Raw genomic sequence first — 12,844 nt, 5'->3', positions numbered from 1 at the left:
AAGAAGGACCCTGTGACACTTACGTTTGCGATTGCCAATACGGTTGATGCCGCACCTTTTAATAAAATATTCAAAGAGTTCGAAGCGAAAACAGGCAATAAGGTCGAACTGCAAGCGCTGCCTGGCGGAGACTTCGATAATATGATGAAAACGCGCTTCTCCACAGGCGACTTCCCGGATCTCTTCCTCATGCAGCCAGGCCCTAAGCAGTACGTTAAGCTAAGAGCCTCGGAAACGCTTCGCGAGTGGTCGGGAGATCAAGCGGTGTGGGATCGTATTATTCCAACGATGAAAGAATTCCAGGCAGATGCCAACAAGAAAATTTATGGTGTCCCTTTCGGTGCTACCGGGATGATGGGCATTTATTATAACAAGGATGTATTTACCAAAGCGGGCATTCAGGCTCCCAAAAATTATGCGGATATGATCGAAGGCGCTAAGAAAATCAAGGCAGCAGGTATCACTCCTTTCTATGAAGGGGTCAAAGACGGCTGGCCTCCGCAAGTGTTCTACTTCACTGGATGGGTGTCGAATGTAGACCCGGTCATCGGGGATGCAGGGGTGCAAAATTTAGAGAAGAATGCGCTCAAGCTGGCCGATATTCCGGCACTCAAAGACCTTTTCGCCAAACAAAAGGAATTGAAGGATCTTGGACTGATCCAGTCCAATCCGCTGGCAGGCACATTCGATGAGCTGCAAAATTTGATGGGTGAAGGCAAAGTAGGTATGGCTTTCATGCTAGACGGCATTATTCCGCAACTAGAGAAGAAATTCGGGAAAGAGTTCGTGACGAACAAAATTGGCTTCTTCCCATTSCCTTCCGTTGCAAATGCAGGAACAGCTATGATCACGCCGCCGAACCAATTGATGATTCCGAATAAGGCGAAAAATGCCGATGTGGCTGCTGAGTTGGTTAAATTCATGATTTCGCCGGAGATGGTGGATCTGTACTACCAAACAAGCCCAGGTATCCCGATTTTCCAAGGTGCTAAGAGCAGCTTATATCCTGTACAGCAAACGGTGAAAGATCTGATCGATGCGAATAAAGCGAAAATCAACGTACAAAATCGTCTGACACCAACGTTCGCTGATTTCCAAAAAACACTACAAACGTTCTTCATCGACGGAGATGTCGACAAAGCACTGAAGGAATTCTCTGCGAACTATGAGAAAGATGGCAAAGCCAAGCTGCTTGATGGTTTCAAATAAGCGGAACTAGATCCAAGTCTGTTCGGTCGGAACTTGTGTCCGGCCGGAACACTTTATCATGAGGGAGGGGAGACGAGATGGGAAAGATGAAATACCCGCTTTATTTTTCATTCCCGGCTCTCGCCGTATTTCTATTATTTTTCATTACCCCAACGATCATTGGGTTTTATTACAGCTTTACGGACTGGAATATCAACGCGGAGCAGATTCGCTTCAATGGGCTGGATAATTATATCGAGTTGTTCAAAGAACCCCGGCTGAAAACGGCATTGATTAATACCTTGATTTTTGCGGCGGTTGTGACCTTGATGCAGAACTTTATGGGATTAGGGTTAGCCTTAATTTTGAATGAAGCACTTAAACTGCGAAATCTGCTGCGCATGATCTTTTTTCTGCCTTACGTGATTGCGCCGATTGTAATAGGTTATATTTTCCGAGCAATTTATCACCCTGAACATGGAATTGTCAACACGGTGCTGGATCATATCGGGCTTCATTTTATGGCGCAGGACTGGTTGAATGATCCCAAATATGCTTTGTTCTCGATTATCTTGACCGACTTATGGCGTGTCGCAGGGTTCTCGATGGTTGTTTATCTGGCCGGCTTGCAGTTTATTCCGAAGGATCTGATAGAAAGCTCATCCATGGACGGGGCGCAATATTGGCAGCGTTTTCGCTCCATTATATTTCCACTGTTAGCTCCGGCTCTTACCGTCAACGTCCTTCTCTCCATGATTGGTTCGATGAAAGTGTTCGAAATGGTCATGGTGCTGACAGAAGGTGGACCAGGCTATACCACAGAAGTATTTTATACCTATATTCGTGGCATGTTTAGCACCGGTTTATTCGGTTACGCGACGGCGGTAAACGTTGTTTTATTCGTGCTTGTCACCATTGTTGGCGTTCCCGTATTAATCGCGATGAAGAAGAGGGAGGTCGAGATGTGATGAGGAAAAAGTGGACACTCTGGATGCTGGAAATCGTCGCTATTTGCTTGGCCTGTCTGATTCTGATTCCCTTTCTGATGATTCTGGTCAATTCGTTTAAAGGCATTCGGGAATCGGCGCTATTCGGCTTATCTCTTCCTTCAGAATGGCATTTCACCAACTATAAGGAAGTCTTCCAGCAGGCAAATATTTGGCGTGGTTTCAAAAATAGTATTCTCATTTCCGTCTTAGTTGTTGTCTGTGTGAATTTATTTGCCTCAATGGCTGCTTTCATCATTCAACGAAGAGACGATCGCTTTCTGCAAGGGGCTTATTACATGTTCATTATGGGGCTGATTGTTCCAGTTTCCATTGTGCCAACGATTAAGCTGCTGGGCGATCTTCATATTAAAGGGACGTATTTCAGTCTGATTATGTATTATACGGCGGTGCTGCTGCCTTTTGCTGTGTTCTTACTTGTAGGCTTTATGAAGTCGATTCCAAGAGAGTTGGATGAAGCGGCTTTGCTGGAAGGTTGCGGCTATTTCCGATTGTACTGGCAAATGATTTTACCGCTGCTGCTTACGGTGCTTGTAACCGTATCCATTGTCGTGATGGTGTCGGTTTGGAACGATTTCTTCGGACCCTTCTATTTAATGACGGACAGTACGAAGTGGACGATTGTTCTGCAAATTTTCAATTTTGTAACGATGTACAGCACGAATTGGGGCGTTGTGTTTGCCTTCATGGTGCTAGTGATCTCACCTATTCTGATCATTTACTTACTGCTGCAAAGGTACATTATTGACGGGTTGACGGCGGGTTCCATGAAAGGCTGAGTTTAAGCGAAATCTATAGCTTTGAGGAGGTACAGGAAATGCGAAGAGTCATCATTGTAGACGATGAGAAGTGGATACGAAGAGGATTGATTCAGTCCATTTCCTGGAACGAATGGGGCTTGGAGCTTGTTGGCGAAGCCGGTGACGGGGGAGAAGGTTATGAAATGGCTTTGGACAAAAAGCCGGACCTGCTCTTCCTGGATATGCGTATGCCTGGCCTCGGCGGTAAACAGCTGCTTGGCCTGTTAAGCCAAGAACTGCCAGACTTGCTGACGATTGTGATCAGCGGGTATTCGGACTTCGAATATACGAAGGAAGCCATTCGCCATAAAGCCTTTGACTATCTGCTCAAGCCGGTGAAAAAGGAAGAGCTTGCTGCCGTAGTGGAGAAAGCGCTCCTGGAGCTGGATCGACGCGAAGCGGAGAAACGCAAAGCTTCCCGCGTTCAAGGAGAGGATTGGCTGCGGCAGCTTCTGCTGCATGCCGAAGAAGGGGACGAAGCCTTCGTTCCTTCCAGTTGGCAAGCGGGTGAATATGCAGTGATGCTCGGTCACACGGACATCTTCCAAGAGCATTGCGATCATGCTCGTCTGCTGCCGGCTATTCATGAGCAATTAAACCGGATGAAGCCCTTCCTTTTCGGGGGGCGATGGGAATTCGAGGTTACGACGCTGCAGGATAGCAGCCGAGAGATCGCGATTGCCCTCTGTGGAGCCCGGCTGGAGCCTAAGGATTTCGGCCGAGTGCACACAAGTGTGCTTGCAGCCATAAAGCAGACCGGGAGCGTTAGCTTCAGCTTTGGCATGAGCACCAGGAAGCTAGAGGCTGCCAAGCTGGGAGAGGCTTATAACGAAGCGAGGAAAGCTTTGTCGGGGAAACCACTGGCCGCAGTGAACACCTTGCTTTTTGCAGAAAAGAATGCGGTGCATTTATCTGGCATTTATCCGCAGGACCAAGAGAATTCGTTCTTATGGGTGCTCCAATCAGGAAATAAGCAGGCGGTGGAACAAGAATTCGAGCGATTGTTTGCGGCATTCGTAAACGACGTTACAACGGTGGGGCATTTGCAATGGAGTGCGGATCTACTCCTTCATGCGGTGGAGAAGCAGCTTCAGGCAAAGGATGTCCGTCTAGAGGAGATCTGCGGCAAAAATACGCTTATGTACTCGGAGTTGATTCACCAGCGTAACGATGTGGAGGCCATGAAAAAGATTTTCAAAGATGACTTGCTGCCTGCTGTGCTCTGTTTCTATGGTCAATCTGGGGAAAAGCAGGGTGAGAAGGTCGTCAGCGAACTGAAAAAATGGATGGAGAGCAATTACGATCAGTCCCTCTCCTTGCATCAAATTGCCAGCAGCTATTATTTGAATCCTGACTATTTAAGTCGGATTTTCAAAAAGATGACAGGGAAAAACTTCGTCGATTATTTAACCGATATCCGTTTGCATAAGGCCAAAGAGCTGATGAATAAATCGAAATACAAAAACTACGAAGTCGCGCAAAAGGTGGGCTATGAGGATTACCGGTATTTCAGCCAAATTTTCAAAAGAAAAATCGGCATGACCATCGGTGAATACCGCAAAGCCATCGGTCAAGCGGACCAATAAGGAGAGATCAGGTATGTCGAAACAATTAATTCCCGATACGCTTATGCTCGAAGAACGCGCCGCACACGCCATCAATGCCATGATCGGCATGGCGGATCGCGACCATAACTATATCCCGTTTTTTGCAGCTGATTTGATGCACAAACCTGCTTTTATGACACATGGAGATTGGGACTATGGTTCCTCACACGGACGTATGATTGACGGATTAATTCTTGCCCGCCATATGTCAGGAGAAGAGTTCGGCAAAGAGGTCGAGGAGCGCTACCGTGCAAATCTGCTGTCTTTTTTCAAAGAAGATGGGATGAGCTATAGACAGATAAATCCAACCCGCAATTGGGAGCCGAATGCGAACCTGATTGATCAGCGGGCGGTTATTTTATCATTGACGACTTGGTTCATGGAATCGGGAGATCCGAAAGTTAAAGAAGCAGCGGACCGCCATGTGGCGGCACTCAAGCGAATTGCGATCAAAGAGCGCGATGTCTGGTATTATCCGGCTTCGGAGTACAAAGAAACGGGATGGCCGTCCAGTAACGCGATACAGCTGCGTTTGGCTCCCGATCCGGCAGCTTTCTGCGGCCGTTTGGTGATGCCTTTGCTGAAATATCATGAGCTGACGGGCAATCAGGACGCTTTTGAACTATGTCAATTTTTTACGGCATTAATTATGGAGCGCAGCGGAGTATTCAATCAAGACGGCAGCTTCAACGACTCGCTTGCTTATCGGAGCGGACATTTCCATACGCGGATTGGTACGCTTGACGCCATCGCGAGGTTCGGTGTCTTCACAGGCGATGCGGCGATGCTCGCATGGGTCAAGAAGTGCTACGACTGGGCGCTGACCAAATGCACGAATTTCGGCTGGACGCCGGGCGATCTGCACGAGCAAGCTTATGAGCATGAAACATGCTCGTTGGTTGATTTAATTGCGACGGGCATTACCTTGGCACAAAGCGGCTATGTGGAATATTGGGGAACCGTGGAACGGTTCTTGCGCAACCATCTGGCGGAGTCGCAGCTGCTCGATCTGGATTGGGTGGAGGAAGCAAACGATAAGTCGGCTGACATTCCTGCTAACAAAAGCTTCTATAAAGTAGCGGAGCGGACGCGGGGTTCTTTTGCAGGCTACTCGGCGCCTAACGATTTCGTTTGTGATGTGAATGAAGGTCGTGGCCATACGAACGATTTGCAGATTTGCTGCTTAGGCTCAGGAACACGCGGGCTTTTCATGGGCTGGAGTAACACGATCACGGAGAAAAAAGGGACGATCAGCGTCAATTTCCTTTTGAACCGCGGCTCCAAATGGCTGGATGTTAGCTCTTACCTCCCTCACGAAGGGAAGGTCGTGCTGGATATTCACACGGATATTTCTCGTCTGCAGATCCGAATTCCAGAGTGGGCCGGCTTTACGAAAATTAAGTTTGTTCGTGAACGTGGCGGTGAAGTGATTGAAGGCAAAGGCAGCGAAGCGAGCAGTTGGGTGAACAAGCACTTCCTCTTGCTAGGTCCCGCAGTAGCAGGCGAGAAAATTACGGTGACCTTCCCGCTGAGTTTCCGCAAAACGTTGGAGAATGCGGTAGGTCAAACCTTTGAGACGGAATGGCGCGGGGATGACGTTGTAAATATTACGCCGAAAGGTACGAAGAAGCCTTTGTACAGCGGGCGTCAGGTATTTGAGGCGGCTCCTATGCGGGCTGGGGAGTATCGTCGGTTGGATAGGGAATTTGTGTGGTAAGTGAGTGAAAGAGTGAGTGGAAGAGTGAGAGAGTGGAAGAGCAAACGAGCAAATGAGTGAAAGTGATTAGGAGGAGTTCTATGCAAACCGTTGTTGCGATTTATACAGGTCAGGGCTTGGCTGATCCTTTGAAAAAGGTGTTTCAAGAGATGTTGCCGGATGTTCGGCTCGTGRATATTATCGATGACAGTCTGATTGGCGATGTTGTGCGTGCTGGGCACATTCCAGAAGTGGTGTCTCGTCATTTGGTGCAGTATTATCGGCACGCGGAAGAGCTTGGTGCRGATGTGATCCTTAACACATGCTCCTCCGTTGGAGATGTGGCGGATGAGGCCGTGGAGACTATTGGCATACCAATTGTCCGAATCGATGAATGGATGGCTGCCAAAGCGGTAGCCAGCTATGCTCGGATTGCCGTGTTGGCAACACTGCCATCTACTTTGGAGCCAACGCTGCGACTCATTCAGCGTAAGGCGGATGAAGCAGGCAAAGAGGTACAGCTTGTGAGCGGTCTCGCGGAAGGCGCCTTTGATGCCTTGATCAGCGGCAAGCCGGAGGAGCATGACCGTTTATTGTTGGAAACGGCGAAGCGGGCGACAGATGCCGCCGATGTGCTGGTATTGGCGCAAGGGTCTATGGCGCGTATGGAGCAAGCGTTGGCAGAAGCAACAGGCAAGCCTGTGCTCTCATCTCCAAGATCCGGCGTAGAGCATGTGAAGGCTATTCTTGAAGCAGCCAAAGAAACGAAGACAGGTTCTTAAAGCGACTTGGCTTAGAGAAGGGGGAGAAACGGAATGGAGCAAGATCGTGTAACAGCCGTCTATTTGGTGGAAACGGCGTATTCGTTGGAGCGGGCTGCCGCATCCATCGCAGGTGAGCAGTCCACGGGAACGTTCACGGCTGTCCCTGGAGAGACAGATGCCGTGAAAGAGCGGCACGGCGCAAGGGTGGAGCGTATCGAACCCTTGGAGGATACGGATACTCCCTCCCTGCCAGGAGCGAAGACACCGCCAGGTCATGACGGCAAATATCGCCGTGGGCGAGTGACGGTATCGTTCCCTCTTCATAATTTCGGACCTTCTATACCGAATCTAATGTCTGCTGTTGCAGGCAATTTGTATGAACTTCAGGAATTGTCAGGGTTGAGACTTTTGGATTTGGAGSTGCCGGAAGCATTTACAGTGCGGTACCCTGGACCGAAATTCGGGATAGAGGGGACAAGGAAGTTGACTGGCGTGTATGATCGGCCGATCCTTGGGACGATTGTGAAGCCCAGCGTAGGCTTATCGATGGGCGAATTGTCGGCTCTGGTGGAGAAGCTGGCGAGAGCGGGCATGGACTTCATCAAAGACGATGAATTGAATGCGAATCCCCCTTATGCGCCATTAGCGGACAAAGTGGAAGCAGTCATGGCGGCGGTCGAGCGAGCTGCGGATGTTACAGGCAAGAAGCTGATGTATGCTTTTAACATCACAGGGGATTATGACGAGCTGCGCAGGAACCATGATTTAGTTGTAAAAGCGGGCGGCACCTGCGTGATGGTCAGCATACTTAGCATCGGGCTATCGGGGCTAACGTATTTGAACCAATTCAGCGAGGTTCCCATTCATGGGCATCGCAATCAATGGGGGATGCTGACGCGTTCGCCGCTGCTGGGGATTGAATTTACGGCTTATCAGAAGCTTTGCCGGTTAGCTGGGGCAGATCACCTGCACGTTAACGGTTTAAATAGTAAGTTTTATGAAAGTAACGAATCGGTGGTACGATCCATTGCCGCTTGCACGGAGCCACTGCTCGGAGGTTACAAAACGATGCCAGTTGTGTCCTCAGCCCAGTGGGCGGGGACTGCTCCAGCTACCTACGCGGCAACGGGGACGGTAGATGTGATGCACTTGGCCGGCGGAGGCATGCTGGCTCATCCGGACGGCCCTGCGGCCGGCTTTGAGAGCATGAAGCTTGGCTGGGAAGCAGCGGTACAGGGAATACCGCTGGACATTTATGCGGCGCAGCATCCTTCCCTGCAAAGGGCGATCGAGAAATACGGGAAGGGGTGAAAGTGGATGGACGACACCCTTAAAGAGCTTGACCTTGCTTCGGGGCAGGCCGTTGGGCGAACTGCTGGGCGAACGGCAGGGCCAACCACCGGGCATATCGCAGGGCGAAAAACTGGACGAACCGTTGGACGAACCGCTAGGAGGCGGCTCTGTTATTACGGCGATGATTTCACGGGTTCTACGGACGTGCTGGAATCGCTGTTTCAGGCAGGACTCAAAACCGTCCTGTTTCTGGAGCCCCCGACATCTGAACTGCTGCAGGAGCAGTTTCAAGACGTCGATTGCTTCGGCGTTGCCGGTGTAGGACGCTCCTTAACTCCTGAGGAGATGGAGCAGGAGTTGCGCCCGCTTTTTATGACGCTAAAAGCAGCTGGAGCCGCAGTCGTGCATTATAAAATATGCTCGACTTTCGACTCCTCTCCCGGCACGGGCAGCATCGGCAAAGCGGCAGAAATTGGGCGCGAAGTATTCGGCGGCCGGTACATTCCGCTCCTTGTCGGAGTTCCGTATCTGGGCCGATATACGCTTTTTGGCAACCATTTTGCAGCTGGTGGCGTAGGAGGAACTGTGCATCGGCTGGATCGCCATCCAACGATGGCTAAACATCCAGTTACGCCGATGGCGGAGGCGGATCTTCGCAAGCATCTGGCTCAGCAGACAACGCTGAGAACTGCTTTGATGGATATTAAGGCGTTGGATGGCACATATGCGGATGTGCGGGAGCGCTTGGAAACGGTTATTCGCCATGAGCAGCCGGATCTGCTTTTATTTGACGTCTTGGATGAGCAGCGTTTGGAAGCGGCAGGAAAATTGATTTGGGAAGAGGCGGCGGAGCATGACGGACTATTCGTCATTGGTTCTTCTGGCGTAGAGTACGCGCTCGGAGCTGTTTGGCGGAAAGAAGCGGGGAATTCGGCTGCTGCAAAAGATAGCCGTGAAGGAAGTTCACGTGCCGAGGCTTCACAGGCTGGGCCACTGTTAGTCATTTCAGGCAGCTGTTCGCCTGTAACTGAAGGTCAGATCCAACAAGCGCTGAAAGCCGGTTTTGTGGGCATTCGCGTTCCCATGGAAGAGCTGCTTAGTCCAGAAACGCGGGAAGCGGCTAGGGCTGCTTTGCAGCAAGAAGCACAGCAATGGCTAGCAAATGGCAAGAACGTAATTGTTTACTCAGCAACGGGGCCAAACGATGAAAGCATTGAACACATGCGGAAGGTGTTGTCTGCTCAGGGGATTAGATCTGAGGATAGCAGCCGTTTGTTAGGTAATGCGCTGGGTGCTTTGACGAAAGAGCTCGTCAGACAGCTCGGTATTTCGCGTGTTTTGATAGCGGGAGGAGATACCTCAGGCTATGTGACTAGAGAGCTTGGCGTCTATGCGCTAGAGTGCATTTCCGTTCTGGACCCGGGCGGGCCGCTTTGTCGGGCTTATGCCGATGAGCCTCTGTTTGACGGTCTAGAGCTCGTGCTCAAAGGCGGCCAGGTTGGCGGCGTGGATTTTTTTGAGCGGGTCGCCGGGTACGAGCATAGAGGCTGACTTCCGTTAGCTTATTTCTCATCTGTGAGATGAGTAAATGTAAAAAGTGCAGCGAATTCACGGGATGATGCGGTTTTTACAAGTAATCCTGCATTTCCTACATCAAAATTACGGTTTCATGCCTAAAAAGTGACTAAACTTCTAAATTTGATGTATGTTTTACATGATTAGCGTTAGAATTCGTATGAATGGTAGATTTTGATGTATGTTTTACATGATTCGTGGCAGTATCCCTGTTGCCCATAAATTTCACCGAAGACTATTTTCTGCAGCCTTGCAGGGGTAGTCTTTTTGCTGCTTTCTCAGCTTTGGGCTTGTCATCTAAATGGGCTATAATAATAATTGAAATTGATAATAGGGAGAAAACGAACAACATGACTCAATATAAAAGAAATAAATTAGTTGAAGTGAGCGGAAAGCTGGCTAAAGTCGCCATGGGCAACGCTTTCGCTGATATTGTCATTAAAAATGGCACACTGGTCAACGTGTATTCAGGGGAATTACTTGCGCATATGGATGTCGCAGTAGCAGAGGGAAGAGTGGCATTTGTCGGGAATGCTGACCATACCATTGGTGATCAAACGGTTGTAATTGATGCAGCAGGAAAATACATAGCTCCTGGATTCCTGGACGGTCATATGCATGTTGAAAGTACCATGCTGTCTGTTACGGAGTTTGCCAAGGCTGCGCTGCCCAAAGGAACAACGGGGATTTTCATGGACCCGCATGAGATTGCCAATGTGTTTGGGTCCGAAGGGGTTAGGCTGATGCATGAAGAGGGGCAGCAGCTGCCGCTCAAAGTTTTCACAACCTTCCCATCCTGCGTGCCTGCGACGACAGATTTGGAAGATGCGGGAGCTAGCTTGGAAGTGAAAGATATTGAAGAAGGGCTGCAGTGGGACAACGTGGTTGGACTCGGTGAAGTGATGAACTTCCCTGGTGTCGTCTACGGAGATCCGAAAATGTGCGGGGAAATCGAAGCGACGATTAACAGCGGTAAAGCGGTCACGGGACATTTCCCGAGCGAGGATGATCGTATGCTGCAAGCTTATATCGCGTCCGGCGTGACCTCCGATCACGAAACGGTCACGCGTGAGCAAGGACTGCACAAAGTCCGCATGGGCATGCATCTGATGATTCGCGAAGGTTCCGCATGGCATGATGTCAAAGAGGTTATCAAGGTGGTCACTGAAGATAAAGTGAAGACGTCGAACATCTCCCTCGTCACGGATGACGTCAGTCCGCAGACACTAGTGGAGAAAGGGCATCTCAATCATGTGGTGCGTCGAGCCATTGAAGAGGGCGTTGATCCAGTGACCGCGATTCAAATGGTGACCATCAATGTGGCGCGCTACTTTAATCTCGATAAAGATCTAGGCAGCATTACGCCAGGTAAATGCGCAGACATTCTATTGCTCAATGATTTGCATAAAGTTGAGCCTGTCACCGTCATTACAGATGGAAAAGTCATCTTTGACCATGGCCAGATTGTTGCGGAGTTCCCTACCTATGTGTATCCGGCGCATATTCGCAGCTCCATGAATGTGAAGCGAGAGTTGACTGCGGGGGACTTTCAGCTTGCGAGCCGCGGCAGAGAAGGGAAAACAAGTGTCAACGTCATTCAGGTGATTGAAAATAGTGCACGAACAGCGAAAATGACAGCGACGCTAAGCGTCGAGCAAGGGATCATTCAACCGAATATCCAGCAGGACGTCGTCCGCCTTGCTTGTATTGAGCGGCACCGCGGCACAGGTGAAATTTCGCTTGGTTTCACGAACGGATTTCAATTGAAATCCGGTGCTGTAGCGTCAACCGTAGCACATGACAGCCACAATTTAATCGTTATGGGGATTAATGAGCAGGATATGGCTTTCGCCGCGAATGAACTTGTCAAATTGGGAGGCGGCACAATTGTTGTTGAGAACGGCCGCGTGCTGGCTCAAGTACCGTTAACAATTGCTGGCCTTATGTCCGATAAGTCTTTGCTCGAAGTCGTTGAAGAGGTTGCCCAGCTTGAAAGAGCATGGAAACAGATTGGCTGTCCGTTAAACGCGCCATTTATGACTTTTTCATTGATTGCGCTCCCTGTGATCCCAGAAATTCGGATTTCAAACCGTGGAATTGTCGATGTGACACAGTTTAAGTTAATTGATGTGGAACTGGTTTAGGTTATAGAAAGGTGCCCTTAGGGTGCCTTTTTTATATTTTGGGAGGGGGCGGAACTACAGGCCGCTATTCCCGAGAAAATCTCAATTCCCACGTGCAGGGGGAACTACGGTTCGCTAATTTGCAGATTTCACCCGGAAAACCTGCCATGAAGGGCATATAAGACCTTGTAGTTCCGCTCCGAGCGGAAATAGCTCGTTTTCCTCAAAATAGGGGACTCCAGTTCCCCGTCCAGTTCCCCTAGCGATGTTCTCGCTGGGTTTTGTGAATTTGTTAGGGGCTGGTGAGGTGGAAGTTGGCTATATGGTGAATAGTGTGATGGAATGGTGCAGTGCTGGTAAAGTAGCTAACACCAACCCCTGACGAAGTTTATTCGTCAGGGGTAGACTTGAAGCCTCTTGGAGGCAATGTTCTTGCGATGGCTCTCTCAGAGCGGAACTATAAGCCGCTATTCCGCAGAAAAGTCTCAATTCCCACGTGTAGGGGGAACTACGGTTCGCTATTTTGCCGATTTCACCTGGAAAACCTGCCATGGAGGGCATATAAGACCTTGTAGTTCCGCTCTGAGCGGAAATAGCTCTTTCTCCTCAAAATAGGGGACTCCAGTTCCGCCCTTGTGATATTCTCGCTGGGTTTTGTGAATTTGTTAGGGGCTGGTGAGGTGGTAGTTGGCTATATGGTGAATAGTGTGATGGAATGGTGCAGTGCTGGCTTGGTAAAGTAGCTAACACCAACCCCTGACGAAGTTTACTCGTCAGGGGTTGACTTGAAG

Annotated in this window: 9 protein-coding genes; all 9 read left to right on the top strand. The window is 49.7% G+C overall.

Features of this window, described 5'->3' with window-relative positions:
* Window positions 1-1,209, top strand: a 1,209-nt coding sequence (locus tag AC1DUA_RS05650; protein ID WP_477498791.1) for an ABC transporter substrate-binding protein, incomplete at its 5' end; no start/stop codon positions are given.
* A gap of 77 nt (window positions 1,210-1,286) precedes the next feature.
* Window positions 1,287-2,156 (top strand): carbohydrate ABC transporter permease, encoded by an 870-nt coding sequence (locus AC1DUA_RS05645; RefSeq protein WP_477498790.1) that lies wholly within the window; start codon window positions 1,287-1,289, stop codon window positions 2,154-2,156.
* The gene (locus AC1DUA_RS05640) at window positions 2,156-2,974 is read left to right on the top strand and encodes a carbohydrate ABC transporter permease (RefSeq protein WP_477498789.1); all 819 of its coding nucleotides are present in this window, start codon (window positions 2,156-2,158) and stop codon (window positions 2,972-2,974) included. Before AC1DUA_RS05645 ends, AC1DUA_RS05640 begins: the two co-directional genes overlap by 1 nt.
* Window positions 2,975-3,012: 38 nt before the next feature.
* Window positions 3,013-4,581 carry a response regulator transcription factor gene (locus AC1DUA_RS05635; RefSeq protein ID WP_477498788.1) on the top strand — a complete coding sequence of 523 codons (1,569 nt, stop codon included), beginning with the start codon at window positions 3,013-3,015 and terminating at the stop codon, window positions 4,579-4,581.
* A 13-nt stretch (window positions 4,582-4,594) separates the two neighbouring features.
* A complete protein-coding gene (locus AC1DUA_RS05630; protein WP_477498787.1) occupies window positions 4,595-6,319 on the top strand; it encodes a glycoside hydrolase family protein in 1,725 nt (574 codons plus the stop codon).
* A gap of 80 nt (window positions 6,320-6,399) precedes the next feature.
* Window positions 6,400-7,080, top strand: coding sequence for an aspartate/glutamate racemase family protein (locus AC1DUA_RS05625; protein WP_477498786.1), 681 nt, complete (start codon window positions 6,400-6,402; stop codon window positions 7,078-7,080).
* Between the two features lie 33 nt (window positions 7,081-7,113).
* Complete coding sequence (locus AC1DUA_RS05620; protein ID WP_477498785.1) at window positions 7,114-8,373, top strand: ribulose-bisphosphate carboxylase large subunit family protein; 1,260 nt, start codon at window positions 7,114-7,116, stop codon at window positions 8,371-8,373.
* A 6-nt stretch (window positions 8,374-8,379) separates the two neighbouring features.
* Window positions 8,380-9,906, top strand: coding sequence for a four-carbon acid sugar kinase family protein (locus AC1DUA_RS05615; RefSeq protein ID WP_477498784.1), 1,527 nt, complete (start codon window positions 8,380-8,382; stop codon window positions 9,904-9,906).
* Between the two features lie 374 nt (window positions 9,907-10,280).
* Window positions 10,281-12,074: an adenine deaminase gene (gene ade / locus AC1DUA_RS05610; protein WP_477498783.1), complete on the top strand. Its 1,794-nt coding sequence runs from the start codon at window positions 10,281-10,283 to the stop codon at window positions 12,072-12,074.
* The last annotated feature ends 770 nt before the right edge of the window (window positions 12,075-12,844 follow it).

Source organism: Paenibacillus sp. 01T422 (genome assembly GCF_056398785.1).
This window is presented reverse-complemented; position numbering and strand designations above follow the sequence as displayed.

What these genes read in the sequence shown, in the direction of transcription:
- AC1DUA_RS05645 (WP_477498790.1), top strand. Translation starts at nt 1,287, where the DNA reads ATGGGAAAGATGAAATACCCGCTTTATTTTTCATTCCCGGCTCTCGCC.
- AC1DUA_RS05640 (WP_477498789.1), top strand. Translation starts at nt 2,156, where the DNA reads ATGAGGAAAAAGTGGACACTCTGGATGCTGGAAATCGTCGCTATTTGC.
- AC1DUA_RS05635 (WP_477498788.1), top strand. Translation starts at nt 3,013, where the DNA reads ATGCGAAGAGTCATCATTGTAGACGATGAGAAGTGGATACGAAGAGGA.
- AC1DUA_RS05630 (WP_477498787.1), top strand. Translation starts at nt 4,595, where the DNA reads ATGTCGAAACAATTAATTCCCGATACGCTTATGCTCGAAGAACGCGCC.
- AC1DUA_RS05615 (WP_477498784.1), top strand. Translation starts at nt 8,380, where the DNA reads ATGGACGACACCCTTAAAGAGCTTGACCTTGCTTCGGGGCAGGCCGTT.
- ade (WP_477498783.1), top strand. Translation starts at nt 10,281, where the DNA reads ATGACTCAATATAAAAGAAATAAATTAGTTGAAGTGAGCGGAAAGCTG.